The following is a 20,266-nucleotide window of genomic DNA, read 5'->3' on the forward strand; positions in this document are numbered from 1 at the left end:
GCCATTTCTGGCCACGGGCCGCAGGCCGTGTCCGGCCGTGGGCAGTGTGTGTGGCCGTGGGCCGTATGCGGCTGGTCGCTCAGTTCCCCGCGCCCTGCCGGGGCGCGGCCCACCGCCCGGAAGCAGACGTGAGGGGCGGCCGCCGGCGCGGTCGCCCCTCACGCACGTCTCAGGCCGCGAGCCTCGCCCGTGTCGCCTCCAGCAGGCGTACGACCGAGTCGTCGGCCACCCCCGCCACCTCGTCGTAGGCGAACCAGCGCAGGTCGAGGGACTCGTCACTGATGGCCTCCACGGCTCCGGCCGGAGCCAGTGCCGCGTACTGGACGTCGAGGTGCCACGCGCACGGGGTGAGGTGCCGGTCCAGGCGGACGGGGCCGCCGGGCAGCAGGGTCAGCCCCGCGACGCCCGACTCCTCGGTCGCCTCGCGCAGGGCGGCCGCGGCCAGCGTGCCGTCGGCCGACTCGCAGTGGCCGCCCATCTGCAGCCACATGCGCAGCTTCTTGTGCAGGGTCAGCAGCACGCGCCCGCGCGACGGGTCGATCACCAGCGCGCTCGCGGTGATGTGCCCGTCGCCGCAGGCCTTCCACATGCCGTCCGGGTGTGCCTCCAGATGCTCCAGGTAGGTCTGGCGCAGCTCCGGCTGGTCCTCGTAGCCCTTCAGCACGAGGACCGCGTCGTCGTACAGGCTCACTCGGTGTCGTCGCCCTTGGAGTCGCCCTGGGCGTCGCCCTTGGTGTCGTCGTCCTTGGCGTCGTCGCCCTTCTTCAGGTCCGGCTTCCCGGTCGAGCCGTGCGCCGCCTCGCCGAGCATCTTGTCCAGCTCGGAGAAGTCGATCTGCTCGCGGTGCACGAAGCCGTCCGGGTCGTCCAGGTCGGAGGCCGTCGGCAGCATGTCCGGGTGAGCCCACACGGCGTCACGGCCGTCGACACCGCGCGCGTCCGTGAGCGAGGCCCACAGACGGGAGGCGTCGCGAAGACGGCGCGGGCGCAGTTCCAGGCCGATCAGCGTGGCGAACGTCTGCTCCGCCGGGCCGCCCGAGGCGCGCCGGCGCCGCAGCGTCTCACGCAGGGCGTCAGCGGACGACAGACGGGGTTTCGCGGCCGCATGGACCACCGCGTCGACCCAGCCCTCGACGAGCGCCAGAGCCGTCTCCAGACGGGCCAGAGCCGCCTTCTGCTCCGGCGTGTCCTCCGGCTGGAACATGCCCTGCTGGAGCGCGTCCTGCAGCTGCTCCGGGTTCTGCGGGTCGAACTGGCCGACCACGTCCTCCAGCTTGGCCGTGTCGACCTTGATCCCGCGCGCGTAGCCGTCGACCGCGCCGAACAGGTGCGAGCGCAGCCACGGCACGTGCGCGAACAGGCGCTGGTGGGCCGCCTCACGCAGGGCGAGGTACAGCCGCACCTCCTCCTTCGGCACGCCCAGGTCCTTGCCGAACGTCTCGATGTTGATCGGCAGCAGCGCGGCCTTGCCCACGGGGCCGAGCGGCAGACCGATGTCGGTGGAGCCGACGACCTCGCCCGCGAGCACGCCGACGGCCTGCCCGATCTGCGTGCCGAACATGGCGCCGCCCATCGAGCGCATCATGCCGATCAGCGGGCCGGCCATGGCCTGCATCTCCTCCGGCAGGACGTCGCCCATGGCGGTGCCGACGCGCTCGGCCACCGGGTCGACGAGCTCCTGCCACGCGGGCAGGGTCGCCTCGACCCACTCCGCGCGGGACCACGCCACCGCGGAGGCCGCGCCGGACGGCAGCGCCGTCGCGTCGTCGAGCCACAGGTCGGCCAGGCGGACGGCTTCCTGGACCGCGTTGCGCTCGGCGGGGCCGACGCTCGCGTCCTTCGTGCCGTCCGCGGTGCCCTGGGAGACCGTCTGGCGGGCGATCTGCTTGGCCATGTCCCAGTTCACCGGGCCGCCCTCGTAGGAGAGCATCTGGCCCAGCTGCTGGAACGCGGCGCCCAGGTCGGTGGGGTTCAGGGAACCGAACATGGCAGCGAACGGATTGTCGGCACCGGTGCCACCGAAGCCACCGGCTCCGGGCAGCCCGCCGAAACCGAACGGGTTGGCCGGGCCCTGACCACCACCGCTCTGCTGGTCCTTCTTCTTGCCCTCGTCGCCGTCGTCCGGCTCCTCCGGCGGAAGGCCGAATCCGAATGGGGTGTCACTCACGGGATTCCTCGGCTGGTAAGGCCACCGGTTTGGCACCGGCGGCGCGACTGCCCGATAACACCACCCAGCGTAGACACCGCGAGCCGTTCGGGCCTCGGTGCTTCGCCGACTCTTGGCCTGCGGCAGGATGGATGCCACCTGGTTCGTACGCGTCACTCGCGTCCGTACTGAAGACAACCGCTGGAGACGCCCGGTGAGTTCCCCTGATCCGCAGGTTCGCGCAGCGCGAAACCAGTCAACCCCTCCCGCGCGCGGCGTGCGCGGCCCCGTCGTCGCGGTGACCGGTGCCGCGTCCGGCATCGGAGCCCTGCTCACGGAGCGGCTGGTCGCGTCGCACGAGGTCAAGCAGGTCATCGCCATCGACGAGCGGCGCGGCGAGTGCGCGGCGGCGCAGTGGCACATCCTGGACGTGCGGGACCCTGCCATCGCGGACAAGCTGCGGGGCGCCGACGTGGTCGTACACCTGGCGCTCGACCTGGATCTGGAGACGGATTCCGCCGCCCGGACGGCATACAACGTTCGGGGGACGCAGACCGTTCTGACCGCCGCGGCGGCCGCCGGGATCCACCGGGTCGTGCTGTGCACGTCCGCGATGGTCTACGGGGCGCTGCCGGAGAACGAGCTGCCGCTGTCCGAGGACGCGGAGCTGCGGGCGACTGCGGAGGCCACCGGAGTCGGGGATCTGCTGGAGATCGAGCGCCTCGCCCGAAGGGCGCCCCGGGCCCACCCCGGACTCAATGTGACCGTTGTCCGACCCGCGGTACTCGTGGGCGGTACGGACACCGCGCTGACCAGGTATTTCGAGTCACCGCGGCTGCTCGTGGTCGCGGGTTCCCGGCCCGCCTGGCAGTTCTGTCATGTCGAGGATCTGTGCAGCGCGCTGGAGTACGCCGTCCTGGAGAAGGTCGACGGGGAACTCGCCGTCGGCTGCGACGGCTGGCTGGAGCAGGAGGAGGTCGAGGAGCTCAGTGGGATCCGCCGTATGGAGCTTCCCTCGGCGGTCGCGCTGGGCGCGGCGGCCCGGCTGCACCGGATCGGACTGACCCCCTCCCCGGCCGGTGACCTGGCGTACACGATGTATCCCTGGGTCGTGAGCGGGAGCCGGCTCCATGACGCCGGGTGGCGGCCGCAGTGGACCAACGAGGAAGTGCTCGCGGAGCTGCTGGAGGAGGTCTCCGGCAGGCACACGGTCGCCGGGCGGCGGCTCGGGCGCAAGGACGCCACGGCGGCCGGTGCCGCGGGAGCGACGGTGGCCCTGCTGGGCGCGGCGGCGGTGGTGCGCAGGGCGCGGAAGGCCCGACGGCGGATCTGAGGTCCGAGGTCCGTACGACCCTCCAAACCTCCACACACGTGTGCCGGGCGAATCGGCAATTCCCCGGTGCCGGTGACCTGGTGCACGATGGGGGCATGGCACCCACCCACGATCACCCCGGTGAGCAGGCCGCGCAGGACCCCATCAAGCTGCTCGCGATCCGCGATGCGCCGCTCTCCGTGGACGAGGTCTTCCGGCTCGTCGGGGACGCCGCCGCCGGCGGCATCGCGCTCTTCGCCGGGACCGTGCGCAACCACGACGGGGGTGCCGACGTGGATGAGCTCGGGTACTCCTGCCACCCGAGCGCCGAGGCCGAGATGCGGCGCGTCGCCGAGAAGGTCGTCGCCGAGTATCCGGTGCGGGCGCTCGCGGCCGTGCACCGGGTCGGAGACCTCAGGGTCGGGGACCTCGCCGTCGTCGTCGCCGTCTCCTGTCCGCATCGCGGGGAGGCCTTCGAGGCGTGCCGGAAGCTGATCGACGACCTCAAGCACGAGGTGCCGATCTGGAAGCACCAGAAGTTCTCCGACGGCACCGAGGAATGGGTCGGCGCCTGCTGAACCCTCCCGGAAGCGGTCCGACGGAACCCGTCCACGCCACTCCGGTTGCGTAACCGCACCCCTGACGTGAGCGTTGTCAGTGCCAGTGGTTAATCTGCTGATCAGTCAGTTGCGGTCGCTCATTGGGGATGGGAGGACGGCATGGCGGCACTCGCCTGGTTGCTGATTCCGCTCGCGGCTGCGATCGGCGCCGGCCTGTGGGGCAGTTGGGCCAACCGGACCCGCAAGGCACGGGGCGACGGGCCGGAGCTCGACGGGTATGCCCGGTTCCGCGAGGCCATGGAGAAGAGATCCTCCTCCCATACGTGATCGTGGGGGCGGGTATGCGGCCCTGACGGGGCACTGACAGGCGTGTCACGTACTGTCGTGGCATGCCACGCCGCACCGCGACGATGCTCGCCTCCACCCTGATGCTGATCGCGCTCCTGTGCGCGGGAGTCTTCATCCCCGTGCCGTACGCGGAGATGTCGCCCGGGCCGACGGTGAACACCCTTGGCGATCATGACGGCGAGCCGGTGCTGCAGGTCGACGGTCGCAAGACCTACCCGACGACCGGGCATCTCAACATGACCACCGTCCGGGTCACCAGCGCCGACTACAGGATGAACCTCGTGGAGGCCGTCTACGGGTGGCTGGCGCATGACAACAAGGTCGTGCCGCACGACACCCTCTACCCGGACGGCAAGACCGAGGAGCAGTCCACCCAGGAGAACGCCGAGGAGTTCAGCCAGTCCCAGGAGAGCGCCAAGGTCGCCGCCCTGAAGGCACTGGACATCCCGGTGCAGAGCTGGGTGATCGTCTCGACCGTGGTCAAGGGGACGCCTGCCGAGGGCAAGCTGCACGCCGGTGATGTCATCAAGTCCGTCGACGGTACGACGGTGAAGGAACCCGCCGACGTCGCCAAGCTCGTGACCAAGCACAAGCCGGGCCAGGACGTCGTCTTCACGATCGTGCCGGCCAAGGAACAGGCCGCCGCCGAGAAGGAGCGCCGGACGCCGACGAAGACCGAGAAGGTCACGATCAGGACCGCCGAGTCCGACGACAGCGGCGAGAAGCGCGCCGTCGTCGGGATCTCCGCCGGGACCGACCACACCTTCCCGTTCACCATCGACATCAAGCTCGCCGACGTCGGCGGCCCCAGCGCGGGCCTGATGTTCGCGCTCGGGCTCTACGACAAGCTCACCCCGGGCAGCCTCACCGGCGGCAAGTTCGTCGCCGGCACCGGCACCATCGACGATGCCGGCAAGGTCGGCCCCATCGGCGGCATCGAGATGAAGACCGTCGGCGCGCGTGAAAAGGGCGCCCAGTACTTCCTCACTCCGGCCGACAACTGCGCGACGGCCGCCCGTGACGTCCCCAGCGGCCTCACCCTGGTCAAGGTCGGCACCATCGACGACGCCCTCGGCGCCATGAAGGACATCCGCTCCGGCGACACGGCCGACCTGCCGAAGTGCACGACCAAGGACTGACGGGACGGACGTGAGGACCGGAGGCTCAGGTGAGCCCGGTTGGCCACGAAGCTCCCGGCCGCCGACGGGCGGTTCATCGATCCTCGTCGCAGGTATCCCCACGTCGGGAGGCCGCTTGTATCTTTGGCCGCAGCAACGACATTGCGGCGGTTCAAAACGGGGGAAAACATGGGGGAAGGTGCCAGTAGCCATGGCATGACCGCAGGTACCGACACGTCACTGGCCTCACTCATCGGCCAGGACGAGCTGTGCGTGGTCGTCTACCGCATGGTCATCTCGGAACCGCAGTGGTCGGTGGCTCGGATTTCCGAGGAACTCGGGGTCACGGAGGTGCGGGTACGGGAGAGCCTCGACCTGCTGGCGGAGCTGTCGATGCTCCATGTGCCCGGAGATGGCGTCAGCCCTCTGCCGGTCCATCCTGAAGTGGGCTTCTCTGCCTACATACACCGCCGCGAGGCGGAGATCCGCATGCAACAACTCGAACTGGCGGCGGTGCGGGCGGCCACTGCTGAACTGGCCGCCACCTACGCGGCACACCAGGCCAGTCGGAGCAGTGGCCTGGAGCGCTTGCAGGGCGTTCACGAAGTCCGTGCGCGTCTCACCGAGATGAGCCGACGTGCCAAGAAGGAACTGCTGGCGTTCATGCCGGGCGGTGCCCTGAGCCAGGCGGCCCTGCACGCCAGCCGGCCGCTGGACGAGCAGAGCCTGGCCGCGGGCGTGCGGCTCAGGACGGTCTACCTCGAAAGCGTGCGCAACGACCGGCCCACGACGGAGTACGCGCGCTGGCTGTCCGAGCTGGGCGGGGAGGTCAGGACGGCTCCTTCCCTGCCGCTGCGCATGCTGGTGGTCGACCGCACCAGCGCGGTGCTGCCCATCGACCCCGAGAACTCGCAGGTCGGCGCCGCCGTGATCCACTCGGCCGGCGTCGTCGCCGCTCTGGTGGCGCTGTTCGACATGGTGTGGGAGCGTGCGGTCCCGCTGGCCGAATCCAGGCAGCCCCCGAACGCGGAGACACCGACCCCCCAGGAGATGGCTCTGCTCGACCTCCTGGCGCAGGGCCACACGGACGAGGTAGCGGCACGCAAGCTCGGTCTCTCCCTGCGGACCGTACGGCGGATGATGGCCTCGGTGAGCGCCCGGCTCGGTGCCCGCAGCCGGTTCGAGGCCGGCCTGCTCGCGTCCCGGTCGGGATGGATCTGAGGACGGCTCGTCCCACCAGGGAGCTAAAGCCGGAAATTCTCGATCACCGAAGGGCGAGCCCTCGGAAGATCACCGGATGACGGTCGTCCTTTTGCTGCCACGGCCGCAAGCTGCCAATTGAACGCGAGTCATGTGCGGCGGATGTCTGGGATTCTCTCCCCGTGTACGCCATTCATATCGAGGTCGTGCCCGCAGAATGGGAAATTCCGCTGATCGAAATCGCGGAGCTGGCCGTCGAGGTGTCCCGGGTATCAGGCTGCGCTCTGGAGCACTTCTATGAGCCTGCGCAGCCGCACCGGGGATGTGTAGGCGTCCTCTTCGTGTCGGCGGCCTCGGCGGGCGAGGCCGGCCAGGGAGTCGTCTCGGCCGCGCGGAGTCTCATCGCGGAGCCACGGGACAGGGTGCGTATCGCGCTGCGGCCTCCGTCGCCGGGCGCGGCGCTGATGTGCCACGGAGTCGTTTCCGTGCCCGCCCGCATCTAATTCTCAGACTGGCCCTTTGGTGCCGCTGCACCTTCGTGCCAACGCTTTTGCTTGAAGCGCAGTTTTCCGATTGGCGAGTATGTATTTGCCGCCGACAGGAAGACCTCGATGAGGGGCTCGGTTGCGAGTTCAACGATTTTCGGCCTGAGGTCAATGCATTCATGGGGGAGAAGAAATGAATCGCAGTTTCTCGATGCTGCTAGCCACCTGCGCCATGATCATCCTCGCAGTGTCCGCGGCGGGAACCCAGGGCTCGACGGAGTCGGCCCAGGTGCGGGCCGACGACGCGATCGCGCCTCTCACCTGGGCCTGGGACTGAGCGCGCGGAAGGAACGTCCACGGCGGGGAACCCCCGCCCCGCGGCCGGCGGCCATGACGCGCACCGAGCGCCGAGCCGCCCCGCACACCTCACCACTCACTCCGGCCCTCGGCGACACCTGCCCAGGCAGCACGCCTGAGGTTCCCCGGCACAGAACATTCAAGGAGGACATGTGAGCACGCATGCGACGGAGGTTCTCGCCCTCTCCGCCCCCGGCACCTGGCGCGCCCCGGACGCCCACTTCGAGGTCGCGCTGTCGCACCCCTGGTACCGGATGCTGCTCCAGCTGACCGACGTCATGCAGCGGGCCACCGTGGAGTTCTGGGCGGGGCGCGGGGTGCGTGCCGCGTATCTGCCGGTGACCACCGGGTCGATCTCCAGCCCCATGGGACTGGGCAGCGACTCCTCGCCGGTGCGTATCGAGCTGGAGGGTGTGCCCACCTACCTCGCCGACTCGATGCAGTTCCTGCTGGAGTACAGCTGCCGCATGTGGGAGCAGGGCTGCTACTACGTCATGCCCTCGTTCCGCGGGGAGGCTCCGGATTCGACGCACCTGTGCCAGTTCTACCACTCGGAGGCCGAACTGCCGGGTGACCTGGACTCGGTGATGGACACCGTCGAGGCGTACGTTCGGCACCTGGCCCGCGCCTACCTCGACGAGATGCACCAGACGATCGCGGAAGTGGCCGGCGGCACTGCCCACATCGAGCGGATGCTGTCCCTGGACTCCTTCCCGAGGGTCTCGTTCTCCGACGCCGTGGAGCTGCTCGGTGACACCCCGGACTATGTGACCGAGGTGGCCGAGGGGGCCCGCGCGCTGACCCGCAAGGCCGAGCATGCCCTCATGGACAAGTACGGCGAATTCGTGTGGGTGACCCACTTCGACCACTTGTCCGTCCCCTTCTATCAGGCCTTCGAGCCGGGCGACCCGACCCGCGCCCGCAACGGCGACCTTCTCTTCGGGGTGGGCGAGACGGTCGGCTGCGGCGAACGCCATGCCACGGCCGATGAGGTCCGCCAGGCGCTGGCGAGCCACCTCGTTCCGGAGGAGGACTACGCCTGGTACCTGCGGATGCGGGAACTGCGCCCGATGCAGACCTCGGGTTTCGGCCTCGGGGTGGAGCGCTTCTTCCTGTGGCTGCTCAAGCACGACGAAATCCGCGACATGCAGATGCTGCAGCGCGTCAACGGCCGCCAGATCAACCCCTGACAGGAGAGTCCGCCATCGACGTCGTACTCGTGTCAGGTCTCGGACCGTCGCTGAAGAACTCCGACTACCTGGCCAACACCATGCTCGACCGCCAGTACGGGGCGGCCAACACCACTAAGTACCTGAGGGGTACACCGCTGGAGAGCTTCAGGCTCGACCGGCTCGGCTTCCGTCACAACGGCGCGGACTACCCGCTGCTGCGCCCCCGGTACTACAACGTCCCGCACCTGACCACGTTCGCCGTCCAGGAGATCCTGGAACGGTCCGGGCACACCACCGACACGTACGACACGACCAATCTGTGGGCGGAGTCCGCCCAGGACCCCCCACCCCAGGGCGACTACCGGGCGGCACTGCTGTCCACCAGCTTCATCTGGACCGAGCGCGATCTGCGGCACGCGGTGCGCTGGATCACCGAGACGTACCCGGGCATCCCGATCATCCTGGGAGGCCAGTACAGCAACCTCAAGTACGCCTCGCTGATGCGGATGATCCCCGAGATCGACTACATCGTGCGCGGCGACGGCGAGGAGGCGCTGCCGGCCCTGCTCGACATGCTGGAGAACGGCGGGACTCCCGAGGCGGTGCCCAACCTCGTGTACCGGCACCGCCGAGAGTTGCTGGGCTACCGGCTGAGCCCCTTCCACTACCTGGACCTCGACGCGTATCCGTCCCCGATGCCGAAGGGCAAGTGGCGCGTCATCCCCTACGAGTCCATGCGGGGCTGCCCGTTCAGCTGCAAGTTCTGTTCCTTCCCGGCGGCCAGTCCCAAGTGGCGTTACAAGTCGGCCGAGAAAATCGCCGGAGACTGGCGCCGCTATGCGGAGGAGAGCGGCGCCTCGTACATCTCCGCCATGGACAGCACCTTCACGGTGCCGCCCACACGACTGCGGGAGCTGCTTCGGCTGCTCCCCGACGTCGGGATCGGCTGGGAGGCCTACAGCAGGGCGAACGTGCTCAAGACGCCGGAGCTCATCGACGCGATCGCGGCGACCCACTGCCAGTTCCTGTCGATCGGCTTCGAGTCGATGAGCGAGAGCACGCTGCGCCACATGAACAAGAAGGTGACCAGGAAGGACAATCTGCGCGCCTTCCGGCTGCTGAACGAGGGAGGCCTGGGCTACCGGTGCTCCTTCATGGCCGGCTACCCGGGCGAGACGCCCGAGGACTTCTCCGAGACGCGTGACTTCCTCGCCGAGGAGTACGCGGGGCACTTCATGCTCAGCGTGTTCAGCATCTCCGACGAGACGATGCCGCTGTGGGAGGACAAGGAAGCCCTGCAGATCGAGGTCCACGACCCCGACGACCCCGACTACTCCTGGTCCCACATCGGTATGGACGTGCACACGGCGCGTGGGCTCAACCACACGACCCTCGACCTGGTCCGGCGCGTCAACGACCGGGCCGTGCTGCGCCTGTGGCAGGCCGACTACCAGCATCTGCTCATGCCGCAGCTGGGGCGCTGGGAGAACATCGCGGTCGAGAAGGCCGTGGAGCGCATCGGCATGGCCCCCCGGGACTTCCCCGACGCCGCCGAAGCGGTCCCGTACATCAGGCGGCAACTCGACGCGCTGGCTCGATACGAGGTCACGGTCCACTCGGACGCGAGCGCCTTCACCGACCGTCCGCTCTTCCACTTCTGACGAGGTTTCGAGCTCCCCATGAGCAGTCTGAAAACGCTGCGACTTCTGCCCGCCTCGGCACGGCGGCTGATCGCGATCAACGCGATCAACGCCGCGGGTACCGGCCTCGTGGTCCCGCTGCTGGTGGTCTACCTCCACGAGATGCGAGGTTTCTCGCTCGCCACGGCCACCGGCGCGGTCGCCGCGACCTCGCTGGGCGCCCTGGTCGGCGGCCCCCTCGCGGGCTGGGTCTCGGACCGGTTCGGCCGGATGCACGCGGTGTGGGCGGCGCTCGCCGCGGCGGCGGCGGGTGCCCTCGGGTTCGTCGTGTGCGACACCCCCGCAACGGCCCTGGCGGCAGGCTTCGTCCAAGGACTCGGCATCGGGGGTGCCATCACCTGGAACGCGCTGATGGCCGACCTCGTGCCGCGGGAGCACTGGTCCGTCCTCTTCGCGACCGACTTCGCCGTGGTCAACGCGGTCATGGGCGTGGGCGGTCTGGTCGGCGGTCTGGTCGCCGGTCTGACCGATTCCCTTCTGGTCTTCCAGGTGCTCTACGCGCTCGACGCGCTGTCGTTCCTGGCGACCGGATACCTGGTGTCCGTGGCGCTGAGGCGCAGCGCGGCCGCACCGAAGGCCGGCGAGCCTGCCGGGGGCGCCCCCGCGGGGGAGGAAGATCCAAAACCGACAACCAAGGGATCCTACGGCGACGTCTTGCGCAACCGGTGGCTGATCGGCCTGCTGCTCGTGGTGTTCGTCCTGTTCACCCTCGGATACTCACAGCTCAACTCCGGGATGCCGGCTGTGCTGCTGGCCGGCAGCACCCTGGGGCCAACCGCGCTGGGCGTGATGTTCGCCGTCAACACCGGTGCGGCCGTGCTCGTCCAGATCGCGCTCCTGGACAAGGTCAAGGAATTCAGTCCGCGCAAAGCGCTCGCTCTGCTCGCCGGGAGCTGGGCCGTCTTCTGGCTGCTGATCCTGGCGGTCACAGGGCTGGGCGGCGGTGTGTACGCCCTGCTCACGGGCGCGATGGCGATGGCCGTCTTCGCGGTGGGGGAGTCCCTGCTGGCCGCAACAGGGCCGACGCTGGTCAACACCTGGGCGGACGACTCCAACCGGGGCCGCTTCAACGCCTCCTACGGCTTTGTGTGCTCGCTCGGCTTCACCGCCGGCCCGCTGCTCTCCGGCCGACTGACGGAGGACGGCCACGCGCAGGCGATGGCCGTGGCGTTCTGCGGGGCGCTGGCCCTGCTTGCGCTCGTCCTGTATCGGGCACGGCTGCTGCCGTCGACGCCTCTGGCCGGTCTGGAAGCGGAAACGGACAGTGCGTCCGCAGCCGCCGAGACGGCTGAGTCCTGACCCTCCCTCGAACCTCACCCACTGTTCCAAGCGTCAAGGAGACCCTTTCATGAGCACCAGGATTCTCGTCTGCCGGTGGGATCCGTACATCCTCGCCGCCCTGCGCGCGGAGGGCGCGGAAGTGGCGCTGCTCTTCGACACGTTCGAGGCCGCCCACTTCCATGTCGACGAGGAAGTGCTGAAGACCCTTCCCTACGTCTTCCGCATCAACAGCTTCGACGACATGGACGAACTCGGCCAGGTCGCCACCCAGTTGCAGGCGGACGGCTGGATCCCGGACCGCGTCGTGAGCCTGTCGGAGTTCAGCCAGTACGGCGCTGGTTACCTCGCACAGCTGCTCGGCTGCCCCCAGCCCACCCTGGAAATGGCACTGCGGACCCGCGACAAGCGCGCGATGAAGCTGGCCGTGCGCTCGGCGGGTGTCGCCTGCACGGACTTCGTCTCCCTGCGCACCTCGGAAGTGGCCAAGGGCGTGCGGGAGACCGCCGCCGAGCTGGGCTTCCCCGTCGTCGTCAAGCCGGCAGCGGGGCTCGGCACGCTGGGCACGAGCTGGGTGCACTCCGAGGAGGAGCTGAGCTCGCTGCTGACGGACCTCGGCAAGGACGGCGTCGAGCATTTCATGCTGGCCGAACGGCCGGTGTCCGGCGACGAGTTCCACGTGGATGCCATCTGGGTCGACGGCGTCTGCAAGGCCCTGGGCATCATGCGTTACCTGCGTCCCCGGCTCGCGATCGAGACGGCCGGGGTGGCGAACGGATCCGTGCTGCTGCCGCGCGCGGAGTGGGCCGAACTCTACGCCGACGTGGAGGACATGCACCGGCGGGCGAACGAGGCGCTCGGCATCCGGGAGGGCATCACCCACCTCGAGTTCTTCAAAGAGCCCGGCGAGCGCCGCATCGTCTTCTCGGAGATCGCCAGCCGGTTCGCCGGCGGCGGCATCACACAGACGTACCGCCCGCTTGGCGAGGACCTTCGTATCGCGTGGATCAAGTCGGTCGTTGCCCCGGACCGCCCCGCGCCCTACGCGGACGGCGAGCCCAGCCGCTACGTGGGCTGGATCAATCTGGCGCCGGACCGGGAAGGACGGATCGTCGCCGAACCCTCCCAGGACGACATCGACGCCTTCGACTATGTCCTGGAGACGGTGCGCCAGCACGGGGTGGGTGACGAGTACGGCGAGCCGCACCCCTCCGCGTGGTGCCTCTTCCTCATCTACGGCGCCGACTCGCTGGAGCAGTTCGAGGAGCGCGGCCGGGAGCTGGAGAAGGCACTCAACGACAGGTTCCGCACCGAGCCGGAAGCCGGCTGAGGGGCACGCACGGCGACGCCGCCGTACCCGAGCGCCGTGCACTCCCCGTCCGCACATCAAGTCGCACCTGAGAGACAGGAAAAGTCATGACCGAAGTTCAGTACGACCAGGAAGTCCGTGGCTACTTTGCCGAGAAGGCGGAGGCCTACGACGACGTCGACCTTCAGCCGTACTGGATGCTTTCCGACCGGTTGCTCGCCACAGCCCTGCGTGAGGACGTGCTCTCCGGGCTGCCGGAGGACTTCACTTTCCTCGACGCCGGGGGCGGCACGGGGCGCTGGACCTCGTTCATCGCGCAGGAAGCCCCCAAGAGCACGGGTGTGCTGTTCGACCTCACCCACGAAATGATCCAGGTCGCCGAGGCCAAGGCCGAGCGCCTCGGATTCGCGGACCGGGTCGAGTTCGTGCAGGGGGACCTGGCCGACGTCGGACAGGTCCTTCAGGGGCGCGCCTTCGACCTCGCGTTCAACTTCCACAACGTCCTGGGCTTCGTCGCCGATCCCGAGCAGACGATCAAGGACGCGGCGGGACTGCTGAAGCCCGGTGGCCTGCTGGTGTCGTTCCTGCCGAGTGTCTGGCACGCGGCGTACTTCAACATCGGGATCGGCCGGCTGGACGAGGCGGGGAAGGCTCTGGCACGCCGCGGACGCTTCACCGACACCATGCCGGACATGCACCTGTACGACGTGGAGCGCGTCGAGGCCATGCACGCCGCCGCGGGACTGGAACTCCAACTCCTCACCGGTTTCCCCAACCTGATCTACCCCGGCTACCAGGAGACCCAGCTGCACGGCTCCACGGAGCAGCTCGTGGACATCCTCGCGGGTGAGAACTTCGAACGGATCTTCGCCATGGAGAACCAGGTCCGCTCGGCGCCCGGGATCGCCGGCCGCGGGAACAACCTCTTCTCCGTCGCCCGTCGCCCGGCCCGATGACCATGGCCGCCCGGACCGACTCCGTGGACCTGCTGTCCGAGTCCTTCGCCCGCGATCCCCACCCGCAGTACGCCGCCCTGCGCAGCACCGCACCCCTGTGGTGGGACCCTGCCACGGAGTGCTGGTACGTCACCGCGTACCAGGACGTCAATGCCATGCTGAGGGACGGCAGACTCACTGCGCGGATCGGGGCCGGGTTCCTCGGTGACCTCGACCGGAGCACCCTCGACGATGTCGCCGACATCATGGAATTCTTCGAGGCTTGGCCGATGTTCACGGACCCGCCCCAGCACACGCGGGTCCGGTCCGCCGCCGCGCCTCCCTACCGCCCGGGAGCAGTACGGCCGCTGCGTGCTGGGATCGCGGAGCGCGCGGACGGGCTGCTGTCCGGACTCGCCCCCGAGTCGGCCGATCTGCTGACGGACTTCGCTCAGCCGCTCGCCGTGTCGGTGACCTGCGGACTGCTGGGCATCGCGGAGAAGCACCGGGACGACCTGCTGTCCTGGTCGACGGAGATCATCGGGTTCATCGGGGTGCCCCGGCTGGACCCGGGCCGGGCTTTTGGGGCCCGCCTCGCCATCGCCCGGCTGCGCGAGCACCTCGAGTCCGTGATCCTGCCCGACGCCCGGGCCGGACGCGGCTCCGCCCAGATGAAGGCGTTCCTTGACCTCGACCGGGACCAGGCGGTGGCACTGTTCGCCCAGATCCTCACCGGCGGGATCGAACCGGTGGTGGCATGTCTGGGCTCGGCCCTGCTCCATCTGCTCGGTCCATCCCGGCCGCTGCTCGACCAGGTGCGCCGCGGCGAACTGGACGTCGAGCAGCTGGTGGAGGAGGCTCTCAGGCTGGAGGCCCCGTTCCACTTCGTGCCGCGCACCGCTCTCCACCCCATTGACCTGCACGGACAGGTGATCGAGCCCGGGCAGCGCGTGGCGCTGGTCGTCGCCGCGGCCAACCGGGACCCGGAGGCGTTCCCCGAGCCGGACCGCTTCCGCCTCCTCTCCGAGAAGCAGACGCAGCCCCCGCAGCTGGCCTTCGGCGCCGGACACCACTTCTGCCTGGGAGCCGGACTGGCCCGCCTGACCCTCGCCGAGGCGTTCCGCGCGGTGGCCGACTGGGTCGGAGATCGCCCCGCCGGGGAGATCGGCGGGGAGCGTGCCCCGGCGTTCGGGCATACCAGGTGGCTGCGGATCGGGCTGGGGTACTGACCGATGCGCTGGACCCCTCGAATGGAATGGCGGGAACTGCCCACGGACCTGCGGCGCAGCATCGAGGAGCGGCTGGGCGCGGGGGTGGTCCGCGTGGACGCCGTCGTCGGCGGCTTCTCGGCGGGCTTCGCGGGTGTCGTCCGGACGGCGGGACCGGCCCTGTTCGTCAAGGCCACCTCCGAAACGGTGAACAGCCACGGGCGGCGGCTCTACCAACAGGAGTGGCGTGCCTGCCGGCAGCTGGCGGAGGCCTCCGTCGCAACAGGGTTCGAGTGGGCCTTCGACCGGGACGACTGGACGGTGCTCGCCTTCCGGGCCGTCGATGCGGGCATCTGCTCGCCGACGTGGCCGCACGAGCAGTTGCACGAGGTGCTGCGGGAGCTGAGGGCCTGCCGGACCACGGCGCCGGCCGGCCTTCCCCCGCTGGAGGCATACTTCGCGGACGCCTTCGCCGCCTGGGGCGTCCTCGCCGCGGATCCCGCCTTCGACGCATGGCCGACGGACGCATCAGGGAACCCTCTGCTTGCGAAGGGCGAGTGGGCCGCACTGTCGGAGCGGGCCGCCCGGGCCTTTGCCGGTCACGACCTTCTCCACGCGGACCTGCGCGCCGACAACATCCTGTGGACCGGTGGCGCCCCGCTCGTCATCGACTGGGCCTATGCCTGCCGGGGCACGGCGGCGTTCGACCCGCTCTACCTGCTGCTGGAGGTGGCGCGTGGGCGGGGGGCACCTCCGGAGGACGAACTGGCGGGCGTGCTCAAGGAATACGACTGCTCCGGCGACGACGCCACCGCCCTGCTCGCCGTGTTCGGCGGCTGGTTCACCTGGATGTCGCGCATGCCGCCCCCTGCCGGACTTCCGACCCTGCGGGCGTTCCAGAAGGCGATGGCCGATTCGGCCCTCGAGTGGGTTCGCGTACGGCTGATGTGAGGACAGAGGTAAGGACGATGAAGCAGACCACTACGGGGCAGGCGCCCACCCTTGATCCGGCCTTCCAGGAGCGGATGTTCAGCACGATGAGTTCCCTCGCGGGCAGCCCCGCCACCAGGGGAGTCGTCGTCCGCTTCCTCCAGTCGCTCATCGAGCGCGGATACCGGCTGACACCGGCCGTCCCCCTGACCGAGGCCGACGCGACCGTCGCCTTCGTCAACGCCACCGTCACCCCGTTCAAGGCCACGCTCGCGGAGAACCGCCCCATCGGCCGTATCTGCCACTACCAGCCGTGCTTCCGCGCCCACGGCGAACACCCCTGGCTGTTCGCCTTCGGAATGACCGGTCTCCTCGCGGACATCGACAGCGACGACGACCTGCGGCGCGTCGCCGAGGACAGCCACGTCGCCACCCTTGCCGCGCTCCCCGACCACCGGGCCGACAGGCTGCACATCCTCCTGGACGCGCGGGACAGCGACCTCGTCGGCCCGGTGGCGGAAGCCGCACAGCGGCACGGCGGGAAGCTGCACGTCCTCGACGCGCCCGAGGTGTCCACCCGTTGGGAATACGGCGAGGGCTATGCCCTGCACGGCCGCGGCATCACCTACTACTACCGGCGGCCGGACGTCGGCTGCGCCACGGAGTGCCGGCCGGATTGCCGGTGTGCCCGCTGGCAGCCGCTGTCCAACCTGATAGTTGTCCAGGCCGGTGAGCGCCGCTACGCCGAGGTCGGTTTCGGAGTGGAGATCACCGCCGCCATCCCGTTCGGCCCGAATGCCTACGCGCTCCCCGAGCTCGCCGACCGCGTCGAGGCCGCCGAACAGGCGGGACTCAGCCCTGCCCAGGCCGCCGACGCCGTCAACCTCTTCCGGGCGCTCGCGCTGCTCGTCGAAGACGGCGCCAAGCCCACGGGCAAGGGACCCGGATCAGTCCTACGGAAGTTCTGCCTGCGCCTGCTGGAACTGTTCGCGCCGCTGCCCGCCGACCGGGCCGATGTCCTCCTCGAACGGCTCGGCGCCGCCCCGGAGCTGCGCTCCGTCCTGGGCGACGAACGCGAACGCCGGGCGCGGGCCGGAGCGCGGAACCTCAAGACGGCCGCCGCGGTCCTCGACAGGCGCCCGGAGACGTCCGACGCCGACCTGCACTCCACCTACGGGCTGTCCAAGGCGCAGGTGCACTCGCTGCGGCAGGCACGACTGCGTCCCCCGCGACTGGAGCGGGGCGACGCGGTCGCCGTCGTGTCGCCGTCGTGGCAGGGAGCGGCGGTCTTCCCCGAGCGGGCGGCACGCGGCCTGAAGGACCTGTCCGACTGGTCGGGCCTGAGGGTCGCCCAGGCGGCGCGCCCCGAATCCGGCCACGCACCGGGGTCGCGGCAGGCCAGGGCGGAGGAGTTCAACGCGGCGCTCAGGGACCGGGACGTCAAGGGCGTCCTGTGGATGATCGGCGGCCTCACCGCGGCGGAGCTGCTGGACCTGATCGACTACGACGCATTCGCGGAGCACCCCAAGGTCCTGTGCGGCTACTCCGACGCCACTGTGCTGCACCACGCCCTCTACGCCCGAACCGGGGCGACCACCTTCTACGGACCCGCGGTGCTCTCGGAGTTCGCCGAGACCGGCGGCACGCCCGAATACACCCGGCGATCCTTCCGGGACCTCACGATGCGGGCGTGGACCGGCACCTTCCCGCGCTTCGCGGACATGCTGGACGAGTTCGTGGACTGGGCGGGCGATGACCGTGCCCGACTCCCCGAACCGGCACGCGCGCGTACCGTGCTCCGGCCGGGCACCGCACAGGGCCCGCTGCTGGCCGGCTGTGTCCCCAGCGCCCTGCAGCTGCTGGGCACGCCCTGGCTTCCCGACTACTCCGGGCACGTGCTGGCACTGGAGCTCACCGACGACGACGGATACGGCACCGCACACGCCGCCCGCGACCTGTGGCAGCTGCGCCATGCCGGTCTCCTCGACCGGGCGGCCGGCCTCGTCATGGGCCGGCCCCGGCGGTGGACCGCCGATCAGCGGGCCGAGCTGGACCGTGTGCTGCTCGATGTCTGTCACGGGCTGACCTTCCCGATCGTGACCGAGTTCGAGTTCGGACACAGCGACCCGGTCCTCACCCTGCCGGTCGGCGTCCCCGTCGAGCTCGACGGGGAGGACCTGCGGCTGCTGGAGCCGGCCGTCCGCTGACGCCGGGACGCACGCGTCCGCATCGGACGCGAGCAAAGGGACGGTGGCACGGGGCCGCGTCCGCGATCGATCGAGGTGAAGGAGCGCTCATGGAGTTGTCGCCGATCGGAGCCCGGCTGGCCGGCCTTTCCGGGCTGCGGAGCATCATGGAGGACGTCGCCTCCTGCACCGCGGGCACGGCACAGGACGAGTGGCTGAACCTGAGCGTGGGAAATCCGGCGCCGATCCGCGAGGCCAGAGACATGTGGCACGAAGTGCTGTCGACGGCACTCGCCCAGGAGTTCGACCGAGCCAGTTGCAGGTATGGGCCTTCCCGCGGCAGCGCGGCCCTCGTCGAGGCGATAGCCGACTACTTCCACCGGGCCTACGGCTGGGACCTGGGGACGGACGACATCGTCGTCGGCCCGGGCAGCCAGATGGTGTGTTTCGCTGCGGCCGCATTGTTCTCGGGACCGGGCCCCGCGGGGATGCGCAAGGTGGTCCTGCCGCTGGTGCCGGACTACACCGGCTATCAGGGCATGTGCATGCACGAGGACGCCATCGCGGGCGTCGCCCCACGCATCGAGACGGAGGGAGCCCACCGGTTCCGCTACGCCCTGGACCTCGACGGGCTCGCGCGCCAGCAGGACATCGGGATGCTGCTCATCTCCAGTCCGGGCAATCCCACCGGCCGCTCGATCGACCGGGCCGACCTGGACGGCCTCGTCGCCCTCGCCGAGGAGCGCGACGTACCGCTCTTCATCGACCACGCCTATGGAGCTCCCTTCCCGAGGATCGCCGAGGTGGGAGCCGAGCCGGTGCTGCACAAGAACGTCGTCAACTGCTTCTCCGTCTCCAAGGCCGGGCTCCCCGGCGAACGGATCGGATTCGCGATCGGCGCCCCGCAGTACATCGGCGCCCTCGCCGCCGTCATGTCCAACTCGGTGCTGCATGCGCCACAGCTGTCACAGGCGGCCGTCGCCCTGGCGCTGCGCAGCGGACGGCTGGACGAGGTCACACGGGACGCGATCTCGCCCTACTACCGGCGCAAGAAGGAGTTCATGGAGGAGCTGCTCGCGGACCGGATGCCGTCCGATGTGAGCTGGCGAAGCCACGCGGGAGCCGGGGGGATGTTCTCCTGGGTGTGGGTCGATCATCCGTGGTTCGTCGACATGGAGCTGTACCGGCGCCTGAAGGAGAAGCGGGTCTTCGTCGTCCCCGGTCGCCACTTCTTCGTCGACGCGTCCTCCGGCCCCCTTCCGGACAGCCATGCCACCCGCTGCTTCCGCATGAGCCTGAGTGCCCCGGAGAAGGTGATCATCGCAGGTGTCGAGCGCGTGGCCGACACCCTGCGGGAGATGCGGGACGAGGCCCTCCGCCCATGACACCGCGCGACGACGAGGCCCCCGAAGCAGAGGGGCCCTCGTCGTCGTGGCGAAGAACCTCAGTCCGCGAACGTCGCCGCCAGGGCCTCCGCGAGTCCCGGGACCAGGTCCGGGCCGGTGAGGACCTCCGTCGGGGTGTCCTTCTCGCGCAGGCGCAGGGCCGCTTCGCGGGCGCCGTCGCGCAGGACCGCGACCGTCATGCGGACCTCCTGGCGCTCGGGGTGGTCCGCCACCCACTTCGCGAGCTTGGCGTCGCTCAGGCCCTGCGGGACCTGGGTCTCGGCGGACGGGGGCAACATGAGACGCTCGACCGTGAGCGCGCAGCCGGCCACCGCGTCGGGCCAGGCGATCGTGGCGAGGAACTCATCGAGCGCCTTGCCCGTTTCAATTTCGTCCTGCTCGATCGGGGTCAGGCCGGAGGACTCCTGCTCGTCCCCCAGGCCGAGCTGGGCGGCGAGGCCGGGTTCCTGGGCCCGCAGCCGTGCGGTGTCTACGAGGGCGAAGAGGCGGGCGGGCTGGTCCCAGCCGAGGCCGGAGGCGTACTCGTCGATCTCGAGAACGGCCCGGGTCAGCGGGCTCGCCGCCATGGGAGTGTTGGACATGGTCACAATCCTGCCTCGTTCCCGGCCGGAATCGGG

General features: G+C 69.8%; 19 protein-coding genes. 16 read left to right on the forward strand and 3 right to left on the reverse strand.

Annotated features, from left to right (window positions below; all coding sequences use genetic code 11):
* Nucleotides 1-169 precede the first annotated feature (169 nt).
* Nucleotides 170-691 carry an NUDIX hydrolase gene (locus tag ACZ7L5_RS21135; protein WP_471518315.1) on the reverse strand — a complete coding sequence of 174 codons (522 nt, stop codon included), beginning with the start codon at nt 689-691 and terminating at the stop codon, nt 170-172.
* A complete protein-coding gene (locus tag ACZ7L5_RS21140) occupies nt 688-2,166 on the reverse strand; it encodes a zinc-dependent metalloprotease (RefSeq protein WP_471518316.1) in 1,479 nt (492 codons plus the stop codon). The genes ACZ7L5_RS21135 and ACZ7L5_RS21140 overlap by 4 nt, the downstream gene beginning before the upstream one ends.
* A 193-nt stretch (nt 2,167-2,359) precedes the next feature.
* Between ACZ7L5_RS21140 and ACZ7L5_RS21145 the strand changes: the two genes are divergently transcribed.
* The 16 genes from ACZ7L5_RS21145 (at nt 2,360) to ACZ7L5_RS21220 (ending at nt 19,628) form a co-directional block, all read left to right on the forward strand.
* Nucleotides 2,360-3,478, forward strand: coding sequence for an SDR family oxidoreductase (locus tag ACZ7L5_RS21145; protein WP_471518317.1), 1,119 nt, complete (start codon nt 2,360-2,362; stop codon nt 3,476-3,478).
* Nucleotides 3,479-3,573: 95 nt separating this feature from the next.
* Nucleotides 3,574-4,035 carry a molybdenum cofactor biosynthesis protein MoaE gene (locus tag ACZ7L5_RS21150; RefSeq protein WP_471518318.1) on the forward strand — a complete coding sequence of 154 codons (462 nt, stop codon included), beginning with the start codon at nt 3,574-3,576 and terminating at the stop codon, nt 4,033-4,035.
* A gap of 141 nt (nt 4,036-4,176) precedes the next feature.
* The gene (locus ACZ7L5_RS21155) at nt 4,177-4,344 is read left to right on the forward strand and encodes a hypothetical protein (protein ID WP_328879431.1); all 168 of its coding nucleotides are present in this window, start codon (nt 4,177-4,179) and stop codon (nt 4,342-4,344) included.
* Between the two features lie 62 nt (nt 4,345-4,406).
* Nucleotides 4,407-5,504, forward strand: a complete 1,098-nt coding sequence (locus ACZ7L5_RS21160) for a YlbL family protein (RefSeq protein ID WP_384192454.1) — start codon at nt 4,407-4,409, stop codon at nt 5,502-5,504.
* A 195-nt stretch (nt 5,505-5,699) separates the two neighbouring features.
* Nucleotides 5,700-6,704: a helix-turn-helix transcriptional regulator gene (locus tag ACZ7L5_RS21165; protein ID WP_471518319.1), complete on the forward strand. Its 1,005-nt coding sequence runs from the start codon at nt 5,700-5,702 to the stop codon at nt 6,702-6,704.
* Nucleotides 6,705-6,865: 161 nt separating this feature from the next.
* On the forward strand, nt 6,866-7,186 hold the full coding sequence (locus ACZ7L5_RS21170) for a hypothetical protein (RefSeq protein WP_365060023.1): 321 nt from the start codon (nt 6,866-6,868) through the stop codon (nt 7,184-7,186).
* A 175-nt stretch (nt 7,187-7,361) separates the two neighbouring features.
* Nucleotides 7,362-7,505, forward strand: coding sequence for a hypothetical protein (locus ACZ7L5_RS21175; protein ID WP_363035262.1), 144 nt, complete (start codon nt 7,362-7,364; stop codon nt 7,503-7,505).
* A 172-nt stretch (nt 7,506-7,677) separates the two neighbouring features.
* Nucleotides 7,678-8,715: an asparagine synthetase A gene (locus tag ACZ7L5_RS21180; RefSeq protein WP_471518320.1), complete on the forward strand. Its 1,038-nt coding sequence runs from the start codon at nt 7,678-7,680 to the stop codon at nt 8,713-8,715.
* Nucleotides 8,716-8,744: 29 nt separating this feature from the next.
* Complete coding sequence (locus ACZ7L5_RS21185) at nt 8,745-10,358, forward strand: B12-binding domain-containing radical SAM protein (RefSeq protein ID WP_471518321.1); 1,614 nt, start codon at nt 8,745-8,747, stop codon at nt 10,356-10,358.
* An 18-nt stretch (nt 10,359-10,376) separates the two neighbouring features.
* Nucleotides 10,377-11,696, forward strand: a complete 1,320-nt coding sequence (locus ACZ7L5_RS21190; protein WP_471518322.1) for an MFS transporter — start codon at nt 10,377-10,379, stop codon at nt 11,694-11,696.
* 49 nt (nt 11,697-11,745) lie between these two features.
* Complete coding sequence (locus ACZ7L5_RS21195) at nt 11,746-13,005, forward strand: ATP-grasp domain-containing protein (RefSeq protein WP_365060031.1); 1,260 nt, start codon at nt 11,746-11,748, stop codon at nt 13,003-13,005.
* A gap of 86 nt (nt 13,006-13,091) precedes the next feature.
* The gene (locus ACZ7L5_RS21200) at nt 13,092-13,940 is read left to right on the forward strand and encodes a class I SAM-dependent methyltransferase (protein WP_471518323.1); all 849 of its coding nucleotides are present in this window, start codon (nt 13,092-13,094) and stop codon (nt 13,938-13,940) included.
* Nucleotides 13,937-15,148, forward strand: a complete 1,212-nt coding sequence (locus ACZ7L5_RS21205) for a cytochrome P450 (protein ID WP_471518324.1) — start codon at nt 13,937-13,939, stop codon at nt 15,146-15,148. Before ACZ7L5_RS21200 ends, ACZ7L5_RS21205 begins: the two co-directional genes overlap by 4 nt.
* Nucleotides 15,149-15,151: 3 nt before the next feature.
* Nucleotides 15,152-16,078: an aminoglycoside phosphotransferase family protein gene (locus ACZ7L5_RS21210; RefSeq protein WP_471518325.1), complete on the forward strand. Its 927-nt coding sequence runs from the start codon at nt 15,152-15,154 to the stop codon at nt 16,076-16,078.
* A 17-nt stretch (nt 16,079-16,095) separates the two neighbouring features.
* On the forward strand, nt 16,096-18,264 hold the full coding sequence (locus tag ACZ7L5_RS21215; protein WP_471518326.1) for a S66 peptidase family protein: 2,169 nt from the start codon (nt 16,096-16,098) through the stop codon (nt 18,262-18,264).
* Nucleotides 18,265-18,353: 89 nt separating this feature from the next.
* The gene (locus ACZ7L5_RS21220) at nt 18,354-19,628 is read left to right on the forward strand and encodes a valine--pyruvate transaminase (protein WP_471518327.1); all 1,275 of its coding nucleotides are present in this window, start codon (nt 18,354-18,356) and stop codon (nt 19,626-19,628) included.
* A 59-nt stretch (nt 19,629-19,687) separates the two neighbouring features.
* Here ACZ7L5_RS21220 and ACZ7L5_RS21225 read toward each other — a convergent pair whose 3' ends face one another.
* The gene (locus ACZ7L5_RS21225) at nt 19,688-20,230 is read right to left on the reverse strand and encodes a PPA1309 family protein (RefSeq protein WP_363035282.1); all 543 of its coding nucleotides are present in this window, start codon (nt 20,228-20,230) and stop codon (nt 19,688-19,690) included.
* Between the last annotated feature and the right edge of the window lie 36 nt (nt 20,231-20,266).

This window comes from Streptomyces sp. NPDC107528, assembly GCF_055639295.1.